The sequence below is a fragment of the Parvularcula mediterranea genome, from assembly GCF_013085255.1.
Lineage (GTDB): Bacteria > Pseudomonadota > Alphaproteobacteria > Caulobacterales > Parvularculaceae > Parvularcula > Parvularcula mediterranea.
The window spans coordinates 1-20,140 of the sequence record NZ_JABFCX010000001.1; the positions used below are offsets into that span (position 1 = coordinate 1).

Below are 20,140 nucleotides of genomic sequence, written 5' to 3' on the forward strand. Positions count from 1 at the left end.
CTTCCAAGGCATGGTCGCGGCTCTCCATCTGGCAGGGGCCTGCGAACAGCATGAAAGGCTTGTCGTTGCCGATCGTTACATCGCCTGCGGGAGCGGAGATGGTGACGGTGCTGTTGATCTGGTTCATAAGCTTGGGTTCTCGTGACGTCTTAACGCTGGGGCGCGCTTGCCAAGCGCCTAGCTCGACGGTTTTCGCGCCAAGATCAAGGACACGCAAAATTCTGCCATGACCACTGACATTCTCTCCATCGCCTCGGAAGTCCTCACCATCGAGGAAAAGGGCCTCGCCACCTTACGCGAGGGTATCAATGAGCCTACAAGTCAGCTCTCCCAAGCATTTCGCCGGACCCTGAGCCTCATCGAGCAGGTGAAGGGCCGGGTCATCGTCTCAGGCATGGGCAAATCGGGCCATATCGGCCGCAAGATCGCAGCGACCTTCGCCAGCACCGGCCAGCCCGCGAGCTTCGTTCACCCCGGCGAAGCCTCCCACGGCGACCTTGGCATGATCTCCGAGCATGATTTGGTGATCGCGATTTCGAACTCCGGCGAGACGTCGGAGCTGTCGGACCTGCTTCTTTACTGCCAGCGCTTCGACATCCCGCTCGTGGCTATCACCGGCGGGGCGGACAGTGCCCTTGCAAAAGCTGCTGACGAGGTCCTTTTGCTTCCGAAAGCAAAGGAAGCCTGCGTTGAGACCAACGCGCCGACGACCTCCACCACCATGACCCTGGCCCTAGGCGATGTCCTAGCGGTGGCGATGCTCAGGAGCCGCGGTTTCGGGCGTGACGACTTCAAGATCTTCCACCCCGGCGGCAAGCTCGGCGCGGCCCTCAAGAAGGTCGAGGACATGGTCACCGACCATCGCCGGCTTCCTATCGTGAGCTCCGGCGTTCCGGTGTCAGACGCTCTTGAGGTGCTGACCGACGCAGGCTTCGGCACCGTGGGCGTGGTCGATGCCGAGGGGCATCTCTGTGGGATCATCACCGATGGTGACCTTCGCCGTCACATGGGCATCGACCCGGAGAAGGCGCCGGTCGATGACATCATGACCCGCCAGCCCAAGGTGGTGACGCGGAAGACCCTCGCGGCCGAGGCCCTCAACATCATGACGGCTGGCAAGATCACCAGCCTCTTCATGGTCGAGGACGACAAGCCCGTGGGTCTCCTCCACATCCATGACTGCCTGAGCCTCGGCGTCATCTAAGGGAGCCGCCTTTTCGTGGCCTCCGTCTCGGTCATCATCGTCAACTACAATGCGGGGGACAGGCTCCTCCGCTGCCTCGCGGCGGTCATGGCCCAGACGGCCCCGCCGCTTGAAGTCCTGCTCGTGGATAATGGCTCGGAGGACGGCTCATTCGAGAAGGCGCTCGAGGCTTTCCCGACAGTGCGGGGCCTGCCGATGGGGAAGAACTTAGGCTTTGCTGCGGCGAACAATCGCGCTTCCGAGGAAGCGAAAGGCGACTGGCTCGCCCTTCTCAACCCCGACGCCTACCCCGAGCCAAGTTGGCTGGAGGAGCTCCTTTCGGCAACGGAACGATGGTCTGAAGCGCAGGCTTTCGGATCGCTCCAACTCAACTCGGAAGATCTGAGCATCATCGACGGCGCTGGTGACAATCTCCATGCACTTGGCGTCCCCTATCGAGGCCACCTCGATTGGCCCGCTTCGAAGGCTCCAGCAGAGGGCGAAGTCTTCGCGCCCTGCGCTGCTGCGGCTTTGTACGCGAAGGCGGAGTTTCTGCAGCTTGGCGGATTTGACGAGCGTTTCTTTTGCTACTGCGAGGATGTCGATCTCGGCGCGCGTCTTCGCCATCGCGACGGGCTTTCGGTTCAGGTCCCTACAGCCGTCGTCCGCCATGAAGGCTCTGCGATCACCGGGCGGCAATCGGCATTCACGGTCTTCCACGGCCATCGCAACAGGATATGGCTGACCGCCAAGTCGCTTCCGCCGCTTCTGTTTTGGGGTCTCCTGCCAGCGCAGCTTCTCGTCCACCTCCTCTTCATCTGTAAGTTCGCGCCGACTCCCATTGGGCGGGATTATCGGCGCGCCATCGCCGCTGGTCTCAAAGAAATCCCGCGACTGAGACGCGAACGAAGGGGACGCCCCAGCCTTTCGAGCGCAGCATTCGCAAAACTACTCGTCTGGTCGCCCATCGCCCTTATGCAAAGGAAAGCCAAGATTGTCGGGGGTCCTGACAATCGCCGCTGAGTATCCCAGCTGCCTAGAGGCCCGCTGAAGAGCATCGTGATGCAAGGTCTGAAGCCGGTTCGCTGCTAATCGTCCCGTCGGTCTTACCTCAAGGCGGTCGTCGACTTCGATGATCTCGGCGCGGGAGAGGTAGGAGAGGGCTGCCCCCTCCCCTGCGCTCTCCGCAAAAGCTGTTTGAAGACGCGCGACCAGTGGATCTGATGATTGCATAATGGGCACTGGCGCTGACGCAATCTCCGCCGCCAGACCTTCGAGGTCGACGTCCTGCGCGCTGGTGGCGAACCAGGCGAACCAGGCGGCTGGGTCTCTGACCCTTTTGCTTTTGCCGGCGATCGCGAGGGCCAGGAGCGAGGAACTGCCGTGGCGTCTTTCGGCCCAGTCCCAGAGACGCCGTGCTTTCTTCTCTCCGAGGATGGATGCTGCGGCTTTCAGTGGGTCTTGCGTGATTCCTGGGAGGATGCGTTCGGCGGCCTCTTCTTCCGGTGAGGGTGAGGTGGATTTCCCTGTTGCCGAAGGCTCTGGCGTGCGTTCGGAGATTTGAGTTGGAAGGTTTCCTATGGGGCGCTCAGCTGTGGGCGCCTTGGTGCTCTTGTTTGAGCGGTGGTCATACCGCTCGGAATGCAGGTCATCCCGGCGGGAGCGCTCGTCGTTTTCGGTATGGCCAATCCCAGCGAGGAGTTTGTCGACCCGCAGGAGAAAGGGCTTGAGGTCAAGCGCGCCGCCTTTGAGCGGCCTGTTCATTCGGTCATACTTTCTGAGTATGAAGCCCTTCTCCTCGAGCGAGCCCTTGAGGCGGCGGAGGGTGCTCTCCCCCATCCCGAGAAGGCCGCAGAGGCGGGCTGAACCCGGCCAGACGGAAGTTTCGCCATAAGCTGTCGCTTGGACGTCGAGGTGGGCGAGGAGCGCCATCATCAGGCAGCGCTCCTGGGGTGTGAGCTCCTCGGCCGTGCCCAAGGCGAGAGCCTTGTCGATCTTGAGGCGGTTGAGGTCGGGCGCGGGGTTAGCGTTTTCGCAAGCCCTCGCGGTTTCCTCATAGCCTTCGGCCCTCAGCGCCAATCCTGGCTTGGGGCACAATGCTGCTGTCATCGCGCGTACCTTCTGCCGCGCGGCAGGCAAAGAAATAGCGTGGCGCGAATCGCGCTTTTGGCTTGCTCATGTTGGCGGAGAGGGTTACGCAAGAGGTGTTCAAGCTTATGCGTGGAGCCTCGGCTTCCGCTTCGAAGAGCCCGGCCTCTGGCCGGGTTTTTCTTTGTCTTCCGCTCAGTCCTTTCGTGTTGGTCCCCTGCCCTACCCAGACGGGAGGAGGCGGGGATAAGTTTGTGGCGGCGATTCTGGCGGGGAGTCGATGACCGGTTCCGCCAGAGGCCAATGTTGCACATTTGAGGCTGTGCTGCCGGAAAGTGCGACTTTCGCGGTAAACGGAAGGTTAACCCCTACTCGCGGAGACCGAGTCTCGTTATCACGCGATAAGCAAGGAGGCTCCATGGCGGATTTCAGCGCGGCGACCCAGCGGATTGCTCGGCTTCAGGAGAGGTCCGTGGGCCTCCTCGATGCCATGCGGGCCCAGCTCCTGGATGCTTCCGAAGAGAAGGTCCTGCCGCTCAGGTTCAGTATACGCCAGGCGGCCAAGATGGTGGGTAAGTCGGATATGACCATCCGCCGGGCCGAGCAGGACGGCACCCTCCCCTCCCCTGAAAAACGAGAGAGCGGTCACCGGGTTGGCTTCAGCCTGTCGGACATCAACCGGATGCGCGATGTCTTCGGGACGCGGCCCGGCCGGGCGGAGAGTGATCCGCCGCTGATCCTCGGCGTCCAGAACTTCAAGGGCGGTGTCGGCAAGTCGACCATTGCCACCCATACGGCCCAGTATTTCGCGCTCCAGGGCTATCGGGTTCTGCTGGTGGATGCTGACCCTCAGGCGAGCTCGACGGGGCTCTTTGGCTACAATCCTGAGACCGACATCGCCGAGGAGGACACGCTTCTGAGCTTCCTTGAGCCGGGCGGGCGCGAGGATCTCCACTACGCGGTGCGCAAGACCTATTGGTCGGGGCTCGACCTGATCCCTGCGTGCCTTGGGCTCTATAATGCGGAGTATCACCTGGCGTCGACGGGGGCTGGCGCTGACCGGTTTGAGCGACTGCGCACGGGGCTCAGGGAGCTATCCGAGGGCTATGACATTGTCGTTCTCGACCCGCCCCCTGCCCTTGGGATGATTTCTCTTAACGCGCTGAGGGCCGCAAATGCGCTCCTGATCCCGACGCCGCCAAGCTCCATCGACTATGCGTCGACCGTGAGTTTCCTGCGGATGCTGTCGTCTGTTCTTGAGACGATGGAGAGCCACGGGGCGCAGATGGACTACCGTTTCGTGCAGCTGCTGGCGACGAAGGTGGACGAGAACAAGTCCGCGCATCAGGAGATGCGGGATGCCATGCGGGAGATCTTCGCAGGCGATATCCTGACAACCGCGCTGCTTGATAGCTCTGAGTTCGACAATGCGTCGATCGAGATGCGCACGGTTTATGAGTATGACGGGCCTTCGAACAGGACCTACCGGCGGTGCCGGGCGAACCTTGATCGGGTGATGAGTGATCTTGAGCTCGCGGTTCGTGCCACTTGGCCCAGTCATGCGAAGCAGCTTAGGGGGGAGGGCGTCGCGTGATGTTCAACGCGTTGAACGCTCCCTTCTCAGACAGCTCCCTTTGGAACCGCTACGCCTGTGAACGGTTCCTGCGCGCACACTTTCACCCTATGCTTGGCGTGTTCAACGCGTTGAACAACACCCCTGGAGGCCGCTGAATGGCTCGAAAACGCATCCTTGCTGACGCTGTCAGCGCAGCCCAGCAGAAGTCCGAAGCCAAGGACGTTTCAGCGTCGAAAGCTGCGCCTCAGATCAATCCCTTCGCCCAGAGGGAGGGCGCGCTCAGCGATATCGCCCAGGGACGCGTCAGGGATGTGCGCCTCCGCATGGTGGATCCCAAGGCCTGCAGGATGTGGGAGAAGCATAACCGCATCTACGACCTCCTGAACTCCGAGAACTGCGCGGACCTGATCGCGTCGATCAGGGCGCAAGGGAAGCAGGAGATCCCGGCTGTCGTCAGGCGCCTGAAGGACGACCCGGAGGGCTTCGAATATGAGGTCATCTCCGGCGCGCGGCGGCATTTTGCTGTCAGCCATCTGCGAGAGGAAGAAAACCGGCGGGAGATCTTCTACCTCATCGAGATCAAAGACCTCGAGGACGAGGAGGCCTTCCGCTTTGCCGACCTCGAGAACCGGGGCCGGCAGGACATCTCCGACTATGAGCGGGGGCGTGAGTACATGAAGGCGTTGGCCGACTATTATGAGGGCAACATGACCCGCATGGCCCAGCGGATGGAGGTCTCGAAGAGCCTCCTGTCGAGCTATATCTCCATCGCCAAGCTGCCGCGGGAGGTGCTCGACGCCTATGGTGACCCGCGGGAGATTGCCGTGCGTCATGGCCAGCAGCTCTCGCCGCTGCTCAAGGGCGAAAGCCGAGAGCGGGTGCTGGAACGGGCGAAGGAGATCGCCAAGGCTCAGGACAAGGCGCGGGACATTGGCGGCACGCTACTGATGGGCGGGGCGGAAGTTTTCAAGCTGCTCAAGACCACAGGCAAGCCTCCGGCAGCGAAGAAGCCGAAGGAAGTGTCCGAGGGGGCAGGGGGACTGCCCTTCCTGACGGCGCGGATTGAGCAGGACAGCCTGAAGCTCGATATCGACCTGGCCGCCAAGCCGAAGCCTGAAGAGCTCGCCTCCGCGGTGGTGCGGGCCTACGAGAAGCTGACATCGCGCAGGTAATCACAGCTCCTTGACTAGGAATGCTTCGCGACTCGTGGAACGAAAAGGATGGGTGGCCCGTCTGTTCTCGCGAGAGGTTCGAGATGAAAAAGCCCGTGAGTTTCCTAGTCGCCATTCTGCTCGTTGTTGCCGGAGGCGTTGCCATCGCCGGTGACGCCATTGCGGCTGACCGCAAGGCACCGGTTGCAGCGACTGACTAGGCGTCTTCCGCCTTCATTTGCTCCATGAAAAGCGCGATGACCTCTTCGCCGGTGAGGCGGGGGGCGTCGCCTTTGAAATCGTAATAGCCCGGCTTCTGGTCGATGAAGATGTGGGACTTGATGCCATTCATCGCCTCAGGGGCATCAAGGCTGCCGGCGGTGACTGTGGGGTGAGAGCCGTCGATCATCTTCCAGAAGAGGGCTGTGCCGCATTTGCTGCAGGAGCCGCGCTCGGCGTGATCGGAGCTGCGGTACCAGAGGACTGGGCCGTCTGTTTTCAGGGTCTTGCAGTCGACGCCGTGGAAGGGGCCTCCCATCCAGCGCAAACAGTCCGTACAATGACAAATTCCGATGGCGTCATGCTCGCTCGTCGCCTCGTAGGTGACGGCGCCGCAGAGGCAGCGGCCAGTAACGTGGTGGTCACTCATCAGCGGCGGGTTCTTCTGCCGGGCGCGCAGGGGTCTCTGGCACGTCGTCATCTGAAAGCTCGAAGGCGAGGATCGTCCGGATGCCGCGGCGGGCGGCGAGCTGGCCGTCGACCATCTTGGCTGGATAGCGCCACTGCCTGACCGCTGCGAGAACGTAAGGGGCCAGACATGGGTCGGTGGTCCGGACGATGAAGGCATTGGTCACGAAGCCGTCGGGCGAGGTCTTCATCTCTGCCTCCACGAGCGCCTCGTAGGGCAGCTCCACATCTTGGAAGCAGACTTCGAAGCCTTGGGGTGAGACCCTGACGAAGGGCTCTGCCGAGCGGTCGACGATGATGGGCGGCTCAGGCGGCGTGGTCGCGCAGGCGGCGAGGATGAAGGCGGCAGCAATGGCAAGGCGCATGGATCAGTCCGTTCGGACAAAGGTGAGGATAGTTCCCTCGTCGTAGCGCCATTGAGGCTCGCCGCGCACCTTTTTCGGGCAGTAGCGCCATGCCCGGACGGTTTCTTCGATCACGGGCGCGAAGCAGGCAGGGGTGCCTGGTGCCAGCTGGATGTTGGCGGCGATGCCGTGGGGCTCGACGTCATAGGTCACTGGGATCGAGATGCGGTTCGGCGGATTGGGGATCCGGCAGACTGCGGCGCGGCGCACGGGCTCTGTCGATGCGGGGCCTTCCTGGCTGGCGCCGGGGCCATCGCAGGGGAGGCGGTGTCCTGCCTCGACACCGACTGAGCGGTAGGTGGCAACGGTGAGCTGGGCCTGCCTCTCAGGCAGCGGTGCTGCTGATGCCTGACCGATGGGGGAGGGCGGTTGGCTGACCGAGCGGAGAAGCATGATGACGACCACCCCGGCGAGGATCACCAGGGCAAAGCCGAAAACGGGAACGTCATCGCGAAACATGCCCGGGAGTATAGCACTCGGGGCCGAGGCGGGGAAATCACGGGGTGCAGAGGAGAGGGCGTTCGGCTGCTCCTGCCCTCACCCGAAGCCTTGCCAAGGCAAGCCTCACCTCTCCCGGAGGGAGAGGTGAGGCTTGTTCGTTTCGATTGCGAGAGGAGGCTTTGGCCGCCTACTCCTCGAGCTGGAAGACGAGGGTGTAGCGCATGCCATATTGCCAGACGGGTTCGCCCTGATCGAGCTTGGCCTGGAAGCGCCAGCGCTGGATGGCTCTTTTGGCCGGACGCTCGAAGCAGCTGTCGGTGGAGGAGATGACCTCGATGTTGGCTGGCTCACCCTGGGGTGAGATGTCGAAGCCGACGACGACGCGGTGCTCGGTGTCGCCGCGGTCGAAGCAGTTTTCGAAGCCCTGCGGGTTAGTGGTGACGATGGGGATCGCCTCGCGGTTCACCGGGAGGCCGGTGGGGTCGAGGGTGCTGTCGACCTCGGTGTCGACGGTGATGGTTTCGTCCGTCGTGGTGACGGGGTCAACGCGGCGGTCGTCAGTGACCGGCGGTGGGGGAGGGGTGATGTTGTCTGGCTTCACCGGCTTCGTCCGGTCGATCTCGGTGTCAGGCTGCACCTCCGGCATGTTGATTGGTGGAAGCTTATCGAGGGGAGGGGGAAGTTCCTCCACCTTGATGAGGTCGGCCATGAAGAGAAAGATTGCCATGACCACCGCCCCTGCGAGGGGTAGTCCGAGAAGTGCCCGCCAGCCCATGATTGAGCTCCCAATGATTACAAGAGGGAACGCTCAGGTCTGAAGGCGGGATTGTCAATCTTGCGGTGCGGTTGGGGTGGAAAGAAGCGGGCCACTACCGTGGCCTTCTTCGCCTTCAAAACCTCCCCCGGAGGTTTTGATCTGCCTGCGGCAGACCGGCTCCGAAGCCCTCTCCCCTGGGGAGAGGGAGGCGCAAGCTTCGCCGCTGTTCCTTCATCCCAAGGGTACCGCTCGAAGGCGCCCGACTGGGCGTCCGGGCCGGTCAGGCCCGCCCCGCCGGAGGGCCTTCGGCCCGTGATGCAGATGGACTCTCTCTCCCTCCCAGTCCAAGCTTTCTTCAGGGCTAGGGCAGGGAGGCCGTCATGCGGCTACTCAAGATACCGTCACTTCTGGGGCTGATCATCCTGATCATCGCGGGCGCAGCCGGAGGATTTCTCTGGTGGTTCGGCGGGCGGGACCTGCCCGAAGGGATCGACCGCTGGATCGTCGATGATGACGGCCGGAAGACGAGCTTTGCCGGGCGCTATGAGGGGTTCACCTCAGACACGCTGGCGACGGGGATTATCTCGGGCTCACGCAAGCTGCAGGAGGGGAGACGGGTCGCCGTTCTCGCCAAGGACCTCGGCTATATCTCCTATGAGTTTGAGAACAATGTGCCGAGCAAGGCGACGATCTATGTCGTGCCGCGCTACTACATCACCGACTTTGCCTCGATCCCGTGGCCTGCGTCCTACCTTATTTCTCCGTTCGGGGATCATGCCGAGGCAGCCGTGATCCATGACTGGCTCTATGCTGTGGGCTCGGGGGTCGATCCTTCGGACTCTGACTATAAGGGCAAGGTGCGAAGGGCGCGGCTCGATGCGGACCTCACATTCTACCGCGCAATGCGGGAGTCGGGTGTGCCGTTATGGCGTAGGCGGATCATGTTCGGGGCTGTGCGCCTTGGCGGCGGGGCTTCCTTTGGCGCTGACCAGGAATGGTATGGCGCGGATTGCGACATGGTCGACGACAAGGGTGCGTGCCTGCCTTCGCGTTTTTACGAGCCGTTCATCGGCGTTGCGTTCCCGGATGGATGTCTTCTCGAGCGGGATCCGAAGCTGTTCCGGCCCGCGGGCAGGGTTTCGAAGCGTGGTGTGCGGATCAATGTCGAGGATGAGGCGGCTGGTGTCTTCGCGGCGATGGATATCCTCGACTACGTCGACTACCTCTGGAGAAAGCCCCTGTCAGAAGACAAGTGCTTCGCGTTCTTCTCCAAGGAGATGAACACCGACCGCGATTTCGTGGCCGTGAAGGACCCGAAGATCGTGATCATTGATGGCCCCGAAGAGGTCGTCCTTGCGCAGAAGGTTCTCAGCAATATCGTCCCGCCGGTTCGCGAGGTGATCGAGCTTCCTGATGAGCTGCGCCGGAAGATCGAGCCTCTCATGCAGCGGCGCCTCGGGTACACGGAGATTCTGACCGAGCCGGAGCCCAACGATCTTGCGCGGCGTCTTGAAGAGAAGAGCCAGCTTGCCAGCACGATGTACTCGACGGAAACGGCGAAGCTGAACGGTGTCTACCGGGTCTATGACGGCCTTGAGCGCCGGGCCGAAGAAATCCTCCGTCTTGTGCCCGGAACGGGGCTGACCCCGGGGAACCTGACGGCCAAGGGCCGGGACGAGCTCTTCATGGCGACGAGCATCTACGCCGATCAGGCCTACCGTACAAAGACGAACATCGCCGAAGTCGATGACAGGTACTTCGACGATCCCGTCACCCTGCGCCTCTATCGCGACACGCTGAACGGCGAAGACGAGGAGCTTTTCGGGCGGATCGAAGCCATCCTGCCGCCGCGCCGGTGGGAGTAGGCCGGAGCGCTCGCCCCGTGACATCGGGGGGCAGGGGGCCTAGGCCCCTTGCCCATGACTGACAGACGCAAGCCCGCGACGATCCTCGGCACAAGGAGCGTTGCCGAAGACAAGGCCCACGGCATGGTCGCCCCGGCGATCGGCCTCTCGACGACGTTCAAGTGGGACGACCACCGCGGCAAGCCGCCCTATGACTATGCCCGGCGCGCAACGCCCAACCGCGACCAGCTAACGGGCGCGCTGGCTGAGCTCGAAGGCGCTGCAGGCGGTGCCGTGACGGCGAGCGGCATGGCGGCGATCGACGTCTGCCTGAATTTCGTGAGCCCGGGCGATATCGTCGTCGCGCCCCACGACTGTTATGGCGGGACGCACCGGCTCCTGACCCATAAAGCGCGGCGGGGCCTCTTCGAGGTGCATTTCTGTGACCTGACGAACCCGGAGGAGGCCGAGGCGGCCTTCGCGCGGAAGCCGAAGCTTGCCTATCTCGAGACGCCGTCGAACCCTCTCATGCGGATCACCGACCTTGCCCGCTGCGCCGAGCTGGCGAAGGCGCCAGGGTGCCTGACGGTGGCGGACAACACGTTCCTTTCGCCGCTTCTTCAGAACCCGCTGGACCTTGGCTGTGACATGGTCGTCCACTCGACGACCAAGTTCCTGTCGGGCCACAGCGATGTCGTCGGCGGGGCCGTTTTGGCTGCGAAACAGGAGTTGGCCGAGGAGCTGGCCTGGTGGGCGAATGCCACGGGCGTGACCGGGCCGGCGTTCGACAGCTGGCTGACCCTGCGCGGGATGCGGAGCCTCGAAGTGCGCCAGCTGCGGCAGCAGGAAACGGCCGGGCGGCTTGCCGAGCGGCTGTCGGGCGATCCGCGGGTGGCGCGGGTCTTCTATCCGGGGCTGAAAAGTCATGCGGGCCATGACCTCGCCATGCGCCAGCAGAAGGGGCCAGGGTCGATGCTGTCCTTTGAGCTGGCGTCGGGTGTGTCGCTCGAGCGGTTCCTGGGGTCGCTGGAGATCGCGGTGCTGGCCGAGAGCCTCGGCGGGTTCGAGACGCTGCTCTGCGTGCCTGACACCATGACCCATGCGGGGATGGAGGAGGCGGCGCGGCGCGAGGCGGGAATCTCCGAGGGGCTTGTCAGGGTTTCGGTGGGCCTCGAAGCCGCTGAAGACCTCGAGCAAGACTTCCTCGCGGCCCTCGAGGCGGGGAACTGTGCCGATTAAGCAACATGGGCCGTCACAAAGTCGCGCAAACGGCGCAACAAACGGCAGAATATTGCTTAAACCCCTTGCCCGATAGCAATCCTCGCTTCATCTCTTTCGTGCATATGCGAAGAGATGGTGTGGATCGTGGCAAAAGCAGTGCGACTGGCGAAGAAGGGGTGGGCCCACGGGCGCACTGGCTTCGCAGCACGTGCGCGTGCCCCGTTCCTCAGCGCCCATTCGCGGTCTAAGGCGGCGCCCTTCGGAAGGAAGGTGAAGCCATGACCGACAAGCTGCGCGTATTCACGAAAGACGACGTCGACCCGGCGGCCCTGAAGGGCAAGACGGTCGCGATTATCGGCTACGGCGCGCAAGGCCGCGCCCAGGGGCTGAACCTCAAGGATAGCGGAATCGAGCTGATCATCGGCGCACGCAGCGGGGGAGGCAGCGAACAGCGCGCCCTCGAAGACGGCCAGCTGGTGATGCCTGTCGAAGAGGCCGCGCGCGAGGCCGACCTCATCGCGATGCTGGCGCCGGACATGGTGCATGGTGAGATTTACGAAGGTCAGCTCAAGGAGCATATGCTCCCGGGCCAGACGCTTCTGTTCGGGCACGGATTTTCTGTTCTTTATGGCCGGGTGAAGCCTGCCGCCGACCTCGATGTCGTCATGGTGGCGCCCAAGGGCATCGGCCAGCTTGTGCGCCGTGAGTTCGAGAAGGGCAGGGGCGTTCCCGGCCTCTTCGCGATCCATCAGGATGCTTCTGGCGATGCGGCGAAGAAGGCGCTGGCCTATGCTGACGGTATCGGCTGCACGGCGTCGGCGATCTTTGAATCGACCTTCAAGGCCGAAGCTGAAACGGACATGTTCGGTGAGCAGGCGGTGCTCTGCGGCGGCGTGACGGCCCTGTTCCTCAGGGCTTACGAGACGCTGGTCGAGGCAGGCTATCCGCGCGAGCTGGCGTATACGGAATGCTTCCATGAACTGAAGCTGGTCGTCGACATCCTGCACGAGGGCGGCCTCGACAAGATGTATGGCTCGATCAGCGAGACGGCGGCCTTTGGCGACCTCGTCAATGGCGAGCGGATCATCGGCCCGGAAGTCAAAGAGCGGATGAAAGACGTCCTCGCTGACATCCAGTCCGGGCAGTTCGCCCACGAATGGATCCTCGAGAACCAGGCCGGCAAGGCTCGCTTCGAGGCCATGAAGCAGAAACGACGCGACCACGATATCGAAGAGATCGGCAGCCATCTGAGGAGCTACATGCCGTGGCTCGAGGGTGGCGGGAACAATTCAGGAGACTGACCAATGATGCGCACCGAGACGAGCCATTCGAAAAGCAGGACCGCACCCCGTCTGACGGGAATGCCGACAGCCACCCGTCCGGTCGCAAAACCCAAGCCCCCTGTTCGCAAGATCAAGGGCCAGGAGTTTGGCAGCTTCCTCGGCGCATGCCCGTAAGCTGATCCCATTGCAGTGAGTGCGAGGCCGGGGGCTGGACCTTGGCGCGTGTCCGGGCGAAAGGGCCCTCTTTGACACGCCTGCCGAAAGGAGCCGCCAATGGCCTCGTTCATGGACAGCCTCGAAGCCGCGCCGCCAGATCCGCTCCTGGGTCTGATGCTGGCCGCGCGGGAGGACCAGCGCCCGGATAAAGTCGACCTCGGCGTCGGCATCTACAAAAATGACGCAGGCGCGACGCCCGTGCTCGCTTCGGTCAAGGAGGCGGAGCGCCGCCTGATCGAGACCGAGGGTTCGAAGGCCTATGAGGGGCCGCAGGGCAATGCAGCCTACGGCCAGCTGATCGGCGAGATGATCGTCGGTGAGCTGACGGATCGCCACGCGATGTTCGCAACGCCGGGTGGTTGCGGAGCGCTGTTCATCGGTTTCCAGCTTGCCAAGATGATGTCGCCGGGTGCGCGGATGTTCCTGTCCGATCCTAGCTGGCCCAACCATAATGGCGTGGCCGCTGCGCTCGATATCCCGACGGTCTCGTTCCCCTATCGCGCAACGACGGACGGCTCCCCTGATTTCGGCGCAATGGTTGGCGGACTTGATGGCGCGAAGGCCGGGGACATTCTTCTGCTGCAGGGCTATTGCCACAACCCGACGGGCACGGACCTTTCGCCTGCGCAATGGGAGGAGCTGTCGCGGATCATTCTTGAGAAGGGCCTGATCCCGTTCATCGACGTTGCTTATCAGGGTTTCGCCGTTGGGCTTGAGGAAGATATTCTTCCCATACGGAAGTTTCTTGCCGCCGTGCCAGAAGCGATCCTCTCTTACTCCTGTTCGAAGAACTTCGGCCTTTACCGTGAGCGGACGGGTGCGCTTCTCATCCAGGCGCCAAGTGCGGGTGCGCTGGATAGTGCGCGGTCGCGAACGGCTGCTGCGGTCAGGGCGTCCTACTCCATGCCGCCGTCCCACGGCCCGGCGATCGTTGCGACGATACTCGCTGACGATGGCCTACGCAGTCAGTGGACGGAGGAGCTTGGCGAGATGCGCCAGCGGCTCGGTGACCTCCGCCGCGGCTTTGCCTCTGAGCTTGTGCGCGCCACGAACAATGGCGGACTCGAGGTGATCGAACGCCAGAACGGTATGTTCTCGATCCTACCGCTGACGGCTGATCGCGCTGTGGACCTTCGCAAGGAGCAGGGGATCTACCTGCCAGGCAGTGGGCGGATCAACGTCGCTGGGCTTCCAAGCGACAGGCTGCCGGAGATCGCCCAGAAGATTGCGCCCTACCTCAATCAGGCAGGCTGATCTTCCCCATCGTCACAGGCGGCGCACCTTTGATCCGCCCCCTGATGGTATCAGCATCGCCGGCGATCAGCTCGTTGGCGAGGACGGCGAATAGGATGGCCTCCTTGGCATCGGGATCGATGCCGAGGTCACCGGTGCTGCCGATCTTGCGCCCTGGCAGCAGCTCGCCAAGGTTTCGGCGGAGCTCAGGATTTCTTGCGCCGCCGCCACTGAGATAGACTTTCGTACGCTCAGGCAGTTTCCCAATGGCATCGGCGATGCCGCGTGCCGACAGGCGGTTGAGGGTCGCCATCTGGTCAGCGAGGGACAGCTTTGTGCCGTTTGCCTTGGCGATGTTATCGAACCAGTCAGGCGAGAAAAGCTCCGGACCCGTTGTTTTCGGCAGGGGCACTCTGAAGAACGGTTCTTCGAGGAGGGCGTCGAGCAAGTCGGTAGAGATCTCTCCCGACTTGGCGATCGCCGCGTCCCGATCATACTGAAGCGAGGGGTCGGAGCGCCTCGCGAGGGCATCCATGATCGTGTTGCCTGGGCCGACATCGGAGCTCATGGCCTCGCCGTTTCCATCCGAAGGCGGAAGATAGGTTATGTTGGCGATGCCGCCTATGTTGACGAGCGCCCGACCCTGATCGGGCGATGACAGCAGGAGGAGATCGCCGTAAGCTGCGAGTGGCGCGCCTTCTCCGCCTGCGGCGACGTGCTTCTGGCGAAAATCCGAGACAGTGGTAATCCCTGTACGGATGGCTAGGTGATCGCCTTCGCCTAGCTGGAGCGTGGCGTTCGGCCAGTCCTCGCGACCGTGAAGCGAGCGGGGTGCGTGGTAGACGGTCTGGCCGTGGCTGGCGATCAAGTCGACTGATTGGGGAGAGATGCGATGCTTCTCTAGGAATGCGTTGATGAGCCACGCATGCTCATCGGCGATCACGGCGTGGAGGATTGTGAGTGTACTGAGCGAGACTTCTTCTTTGGCGAACACCTCGCGGATGTCCTGAAGAAAAGCGCTTCGGAACGGGAGGGTTTCAAAAGCCTCGAGCGTCAGGTCGGTGGAGTAGCCTGATCCCGTGATCTTGCAGAGCGCGAGGTCGAGGCCGTCGAGCGAGGTGCCGCTCATCAAGCCGAGGATTCGTCGCTCAGAAGCTTGCGATAGGGTGGCTAGCCTCTCGACTGCGGCCTTGCTCACTTTTGAGCCTCGTAGAGGCCAAGCTCCCTGAGGCGGCCCTCCGCCGACGGACGATCAAACGGCTTCGGCGTTTTGTTGGCTGCGTTGCGTGCTCTGAGTGCCCGTTCGAGGGTGTCGCCTCGGAGTTCGATCGCTGCAGCGGCAACCTCATCCATGTCCGCCTGTTCGCCATTGCAATGGCAGATGATCTCGCACCCTGCATCAAGAGCACGCCTGCTTCGCTCTTCGATGGAGCCGTCGAGGGCGTTCATGTTGATGTCGTCGGTGAGGATAAGGCCGTTGTAGCCCCACTCTTCACGGATCAGCCCACGGATGATTCTGCTCGATTGTGTCGCTGGAGCCTTGGGGTCGAGGTTGTCGTAGATGACGTGGGCGGTCATTAGCATCGGCTCTTTGAGAAGGGCGCGAAACGGCGCGAAGTCCTCTTGCTCAAGATCGGTCTGCGCAGCATCAACTGTGGGCAGGTTGTGGTGGCTGTCCGCCATCGCCCGGCCGTGACCCGGCGCGTGCTTGATGCAGGGCGCGACACCTCCGTCGCGGAAGGCTACGGATATGGCGCGGCCAAGGGTTGCGACAGTTTCTGGGTCCGAACCTAAGGCACGCTCGCGCAGGAACTCATGCGCCGTAGGCTGAACAACGTCGAGCATCGGTGCGCAATTGGCATTGACGCCGAGCTCCTTCAGCTCCTCAGCCATGAGGCGGGCGTTGAGCCAGCTGGCCTCGGCGGCGAGCTCAAGGCTCGTATCCGCCAGTTCCATGAAGCGCCGGGGAGCGGGGGGGTGGCGGAAATGCGGGCCCTTGAACCTTGCGACTGAGCCGCCCTCCTGATCGACGAACACGGGCGCATCGGGATCGCCGCTTGCCTCGCGGAGCGCAGCCGTTAGTTCTTTCACCTGAGCAGGTGTCTCGATATTCCGCCCAAAGACGATATAGCCGAATGGGCGCTGCTCCTTGAAGAAGGAAGCCTCCCAGTCCGTCAGCTCAAGGCCCGAACAACCATAGATTGCTGACGTAAGTCGCTGCATGCTATACTTTCTTTTTGTGCTGAGGAGAGCATCAACTCTTCAACAGAACCTTCCGCAATCCGCCCTCTTTTGAAACCAATTGAGTTAACGGACAACCAATCGAATTTTATCCATCTCTTCCGCCAGCAGGACGGAAACGATCGAAAGGTCGTGGTCAAGGAGGACCAGATCGGCCCGCCGCCCGGGAGCAAGCAGGCCCCGCTGGTGGTCGATGCCCAGAAGGCGGGCAGGCTCGGTACTGGCCATGCGCACGGCATCGTGAAGGGAAAGGCCGAGGCGTTGGCAGCCATGCCGTACCGCGTCGATCATGGTCAGCGCGGAGCCAGCGAGGGTCCCTGCATCGTCTGTCAGCTTTCCGGCATCCTCGCGGATGGTCTTCTCGCCCAAGGAGAAGCTCTTGCTGTCCGAGCCCACGGTGGACATCGCGTCGGTCACGAAATAGCAGCAGCCATCGCTCTTTGCACGGATGGCCAAGCGAAGCATCGCATCGCTCACATGATGGCCGTCGGCGATCAGCCCGCACCAGGCACCGCTTTCGAGCGCCGCTGCGATGGGTCCAGGTTGGCGAGACACCATCTGGGGCATGGCGTTGAAGAGGTGGGTGAAGCTCGTCACGCCAGAAGAAATTGCGGCACGGGTGGTCTCGTAGTCGGCCACCGTGTGGCCCGCAGAGACAATGGCGCCGTTTCGGGTCAGGGCAGCGATGGCCCCAGGCGTCGTGCATTCAGGGGCCAGAGTAACCATCAGCGACCCTCCCTTGGGAGCGGTGAGGCCTGACGCAAAATCCTCTGTTAGCGGAAGGAAATGACGGTCGTCATGGATCCCGCGCTTCTCCGGCGCAAGGAACGGACCTTCTAGGTGCAGGCCGATGATGCCGGGCATCCCTTCTCCGAGCGCCTCGTCGATAGCGCCACGTGCCGCCTCGATCTTTGCCGTGGTGTCGGAGATCAGCGTGGGGAGGAGCGATGTGGTTCCATAGGGGCGATGCGCCTCGGCGATGGCGACAGCACTGTCCTTGGTCGGAGCATCATTGAAGAGAACGCCGCCTCCGCCATTCACCTGTAGGTCGATAAAACCGGGGGCAATCGTCAGCCCCCCAAGGTCGACAGTCTCGATGTCGCTGGGGACATCGCGTAACTCCGCAATCGCATCAATCACACCTCCCGAGAGGATGAGAGCGTGATCCTTGAGGCTCCCGTCGCGAAGGAGAATGTCTGCACCGATCAGGGCGAGGCGGGATTGGGTCATGCCCCGCTTTTAGCGCGTCCTGCGGCATCTGTCTTCCGCTCGCGGATGTCGAGGTTGGAGACGATCGATTCCTTGAGGTCGTCAGGCTTGATCGGCTTGGACAGGTAATCATCCGCACCCGCCTCATAGAGCTCCTCGCGAGCTTCGGCAAAAGCGTCCGCGGTGACGGCGATGATCGGTATGCGAGCGGGCGCGCCTTCGATGGCCCTGATCCGCTTGATGGCTTCCACCCCGTCCATGACCGGCATCTGCTTGTCCATCAGCACGACGTCGAAGCCGCCATCCATGACCGCGTTCACGGCCTCCAGGCCATTCTCTACGATCGTCAGCCCACCAACCTTACCCTTGAGGATAGCCTGGATGACCATGGCGTTGACCGCGTTGTCCTCTGCCGCGAGGACGCGGATACCCTTGAGGCTTTCGTCGATGTCGCTGCGGATCGTGCGCGCGGGTTCTGCTGCGGGTTTGTTCGGTTTCGAGGCGGTCAGGACAGGAAGCGTGACGGTGAAGGTCGAGCCTTTGCCGATTTCGCTTTGAAGCTGGATGGTGCCGCCGAGGAGTTCGACAATCTGTCTACAGATGGCAAGGCCTAGGCCTGTTCCTGCGAAGCTCCGCGTACCACCGGAATCAACCTGCCTGAAGCTGTCGAAGATAACCTTGCGGTTCTCCTCCGCAATGCCGATGCCGCTGTCGTGGACCGAGATGCGGAGAGGCGTGTTGAGGCCGCCCGTGGCGCGCAGTTCGATCGAACCTGACTGGGTGAACTTGATCGCGTTGGAGACGAGGTTCGAAAGCACCTGACGCAGTAGCTTGTCGTCGGTACGGAAGTCCTTGGTGTTGACGTCAATGTCGACGTCGAAGTCGAGATCCTTCTCTTCTGCCTTCGGCTTCCAGAGGTTGATAACATCCGTAAGCGTTGTTTCGATCTTGACGTTGCTGAGATGCGCGCGAACCCGCTTGCCCTCGAAGCGGGCCACGTCGAGAACGTCGCTGACGATCTCATGGAGGTGCTCTGCAGATTTGAGCGCCGTGGCGAGCTTGTCTTCGGCTTCGTCTGGCAGGGAAGTCGTGTCGAGCACCGAGGCCGTGAGGTTGATGACCGCATTGAGAGGTGTACGGACTTCGTGGCTGGTCGTGGCGAGGAATTCCGTCTTCGCGGAGTTCGCTTTTTCGAGCTCGACGTTGGAGATGCGGAGCTTCTGGTTGACGTTCTCGAGCTCCTTGTTGAGGCGCTCGGTGATCCGGCGGACGCGCCCTGACTGGAGGGTGTTCCAGACGAGGAAGCAGCTGAAGCCGAGAGCGAGGAGGATGATTGCCCCGGTAATCAGTTGTTCCTGGCGGCGGCGGGCCTTGATGAGGGCAACATCGGCCTCGAGCGTTTCGCTCCGTAGGCGTTCGATCTCGAGTTCCTTGTTCGAGAGCTCAAACTCTGCGTTGAGAATGGCGAGGTTGGCGGAAGCGGCGATGTTGCGCTGGATCGCTTCGAGGCGTTGGAAGACTTCGAGGTGTGCAAGAGCGGACTCTGCACGACCCGCTCGTCTGTAGACCTCGTAAGCGAGTTCATGAGCTTCCCGCGCGTCTTCGGGGGAGGAGGCAAAGTCCATTCCTTCGAACGCTTCGTCGAGGACCTTCGTTGCTGCTTGCGGTCGACCGGATGAAAGAAGCAGCTTGGCGCGCACCGCTGATGCGATCAGGGGGAGAGAGGTGACGACGCCATCCGCCTGCAGACGTTCCATATTGTTGACGGCGTTCGCGGCCCCGTCTTCGTTTCCTGCATGAAGCTCGAAGGCCGCAATGCTTCCGTACAGCCGGAGCTCTAGCGCTGGAACGGCCTGAATGACATCCGTATTGAGAGCTTCTGTATAAAGACGGCGGGCGTCTTCCCACCGTTCCAGAAAGCGGTAGGCATTGGCACGGTTGTTGAGGCCAGCGACCCGCAGCATGGGGTCATCGGGGTAGATGGCAGCGCTTCGCTCGATGTACTCGATGGCACGGTCATATTGGTGGGCGTTCGTATAGAGGGTGCCGAGTGCCTGGAGGGCGATCGCCATGTAGCGGCGATTGTCTGTCGTCGAGAAGGTGTTGAAGGCTTCCTGAAAGTGCTTGAGCGCGAGGCCATCTTCACCGCGGGCGCGAGCGACCCGTCCGCTGGAAATCAGGATCTTGCCGAAGATGTCGGTGGGCTCGCTTGGCGCAGTGTCCAGCGTTCTTTCGATATGAGCGGCAGCCTCGTCCAGCCTGCCCAGCCGGAACAGGGCTTCGGCTTCGAGCCAGGCCGCGCGGAGGAGGAGGTCGGCGCTTGGCTGCGGGCCGCGGTTTTCGGCAGCGACGGCACGGCGAACGAGGGTGAGGCCGCTCTCCGTGTCGGAGACGAGGATGGATTGGGCCTGGTCGAGGAGGGCTTCGGGGCCAGTGCCTGCCTGGTTCGCGGATGCGGTTAAGGGGGCGCAGAGGCTGACGATCGTCAGCAAAAGACACAGCAAGATGTGCCTAGGACCTCGCATCCGGTTCCTCCACGTGCGCGTCGGGTTTGAACGCATCGTGGTTAAGAATGTCTTCGGGTCTGCCGGAAATTCCGAGAGAGT

General features: G+C 62.4%; 18 protein-coding genes and 1 pseudogene. 9 read left to right on the forward strand and 10 right to left on the reverse strand.

Features of this window, described 5'->3' with window-relative positions; genetic code table 11:
• Positions 1-127, reverse strand: a pseudogene (locus tag HK107_RS16035) (3-deoxy-8-phosphooctulonate synthase); the annotation flags it as partial.
• A 99-nt stretch (positions 128-226) separates the two neighbouring features.
• Between HK107_RS16035 and HK107_RS00010 the strand changes: the two are divergent.
• On the forward strand, positions 227-1,204 hold the full coding sequence (locus tag HK107_RS00010) for a KpsF/GutQ family sugar-phosphate isomerase (RefSeq protein ID WP_173195547.1): 978 nt from the start codon (positions 227-229) through the stop codon (positions 1,202-1,204).
• Positions 1,205-1,219: 15 nt separating this feature from the next.
• A complete protein-coding gene (locus tag HK107_RS00015; RefSeq protein WP_173195549.1) occupies positions 1,220-2,206 on the forward strand; it encodes a glycosyltransferase family 2 protein in 987 nt (328 codons plus the stop codon).
• On the opposite strand, the gene HK107_RS00020 is transcribed toward HK107_RS00015, so the two are convergent.
• On the reverse strand, positions 2,132-3,292 hold the full coding sequence (locus HK107_RS00020) for a helix-turn-helix domain-containing protein (RefSeq protein WP_173195551.1): 1,161 nt from the start codon (positions 3,290-3,292) through the stop codon (positions 2,132-2,134). The two genes, HK107_RS00015 and HK107_RS00020, sit on opposite strands and share 75 nt — an antisense overlap.
• Before the next feature lie 397 nt (positions 3,293-3,689).
• Between HK107_RS00020 and HK107_RS00025 the strand changes: the two genes are divergently transcribed.
• Together HK107_RS00025 and HK107_RS00030 are read left to right on the forward strand one after the other, a co-directional pair.
• Positions 3,690-4,865 carry an AAA family ATPase gene (locus HK107_RS00025; RefSeq protein WP_173195554.1) on the forward strand — a complete coding sequence of 392 codons (1,176 nt, stop codon included), beginning with the start codon at positions 3,690-3,692 and terminating at the stop codon, positions 4,863-4,865.
• Between the two features lie 137 nt (positions 4,866-5,002).
• On the forward strand, positions 5,003-6,019 hold the full coding sequence (locus HK107_RS00030) for a ParB/RepB/Spo0J family partition protein (protein ID WP_173195556.1): 1,017 nt from the start codon (positions 5,003-5,005) through the stop codon (positions 6,017-6,019).
• 196 nt (positions 6,020-6,215) lie between these two features.
• Here the strand turns inward: HK107_RS00030 and HK107_RS00035 are convergent, their stop codons facing one another.
• The 4 genes from HK107_RS00035 to HK107_RS00050 form a co-directional block, all read right to left on the reverse strand.
• Complete coding sequence (locus tag HK107_RS00035) at positions 6,216-6,647, reverse strand: GFA family protein (RefSeq protein ID WP_173195558.1); 432 nt, start codon at positions 6,645-6,647, stop codon at positions 6,216-6,218.
• Positions 6,640-7,050 (reverse strand): energy transducer TonB, encoded by a 411-nt coding sequence (locus tag HK107_RS00040; protein ID WP_173195560.1) that lies wholly within the window; start codon positions 7,048-7,050, stop codon positions 6,640-6,642. Before HK107_RS00040 ends, HK107_RS00035 begins: the two co-directional genes overlap by 8 nt.
• Positions 7,051-7,053: 3 nt before the next feature.
• Complete coding sequence (locus tag HK107_RS00045) at positions 7,054-7,548, reverse strand: hypothetical protein (RefSeq protein ID WP_173195562.1); 495 nt, start codon at positions 7,546-7,548, stop codon at positions 7,054-7,056.
• 169 nt (positions 7,549-7,717) lie between these two features.
• The gene (locus tag HK107_RS00050; protein WP_173195564.1) at positions 7,718-8,305 is read right to left on the reverse strand and encodes an energy transducer TonB; all 588 of its coding nucleotides are present in this window, start codon (positions 8,303-8,305) and stop codon (positions 7,718-7,720) included.
• Positions 8,306-8,667: 362 nt separating this feature from the next.
• Here HK107_RS00050 and HK107_RS00055 point away from each other — a divergent pair, with 362 nt between their 5' ends.
• From HK107_RS00055 to HK107_RS00075, 5 genes are all read left to right on the forward strand, one after another.
• Positions 8,668-10,152, forward strand: coding sequence for a DUF1353 domain-containing protein (locus tag HK107_RS00055; RefSeq protein WP_173195566.1), 1,485 nt, complete (start codon positions 8,668-8,670; stop codon positions 10,150-10,152).
• Between the two features lie 54 nt (positions 10,153-10,206).
• The gene (locus HK107_RS00060) at positions 10,207-11,370 is read left to right on the forward strand and encodes a trans-sulfuration enzyme family protein (protein WP_173195568.1); all 1,164 of its coding nucleotides are present in this window, start codon (positions 10,207-10,209) and stop codon (positions 11,368-11,370) included.
• A 260-nt stretch (positions 11,371-11,630) separates the two neighbouring features.
• Positions 11,631-12,653 carry a ketol-acid reductoisomerase gene (gene ilvC, locus HK107_RS00065; protein WP_173195570.1) on the forward strand — a complete coding sequence of 341 codons (1,023 nt, stop codon included), beginning with the start codon at positions 11,631-11,633 and terminating at the stop codon, positions 12,651-12,653.
• Positions 12,654-12,656: 3 nt separating this feature from the next.
• The gene (locus tag HK107_RS00070) at positions 12,657-12,809 is read left to right on the forward strand and encodes a hypothetical protein (RefSeq protein WP_173195572.1); all 153 of its coding nucleotides are present in this window, start codon (positions 12,657-12,659) and stop codon (positions 12,807-12,809) included.
• A gap of 99 nt (positions 12,810-12,908) precedes the next feature.
• Complete coding sequence (locus tag HK107_RS00075; RefSeq protein ID WP_173195574.1) at positions 12,909-14,105, forward strand: amino acid aminotransferase; 1,197 nt, start codon at positions 12,909-12,911, stop codon at positions 14,103-14,105.
• Here HK107_RS00075 and HK107_RS00080 read toward each other — a convergent pair.
• The 4 genes from HK107_RS00080 to HK107_RS00095 all read right to left on the reverse strand — a co-directional run bounded on the left by HK107_RS00080 (position 14,089) and on the right by HK107_RS00095 (position 20,026).
• Positions 14,089-15,282 (reverse strand): anhydro-N-acetylmuramic acid kinase, encoded by a 1,194-nt coding sequence (locus HK107_RS00080; protein WP_332871444.1) that lies wholly within the window; start codon positions 15,280-15,282, stop codon positions 14,089-14,091. The two genes, HK107_RS00075 and HK107_RS00080, sit on opposite strands and share 17 nt — an antisense overlap.
• Positions 15,279-16,307, reverse strand: coding sequence for a beta-N-acetylhexosaminidase (nagZ, locus tag HK107_RS00085; protein ID WP_173195579.1), 1,029 nt, complete (start codon positions 16,305-16,307; stop codon positions 15,279-15,281). The genes HK107_RS00080 and nagZ overlap by 4 nt, the downstream gene beginning before the upstream one ends.
• A gap of 84 nt (positions 16,308-16,391) precedes the next feature.
• Entirely contained in the window at positions 16,392-17,555 is a 1,164-nt protein-coding gene (gene nagA, locus HK107_RS00090) for an N-acetylglucosamine-6-phosphate deacetylase (RefSeq protein WP_173195581.1), read from the reverse strand.
• Positions 17,552-20,026: an ATP-binding protein gene (locus HK107_RS00095; RefSeq protein ID WP_173195583.1), complete on the reverse strand. Its 2,475-nt coding sequence runs from the start codon at positions 20,024-20,026 to the stop codon at positions 17,552-17,554. The genes nagA and HK107_RS00095 overlap by 4 nt, the downstream gene beginning before the upstream one ends.
• Positions 20,027-20,140: the final 114 nt, after the last annotated feature.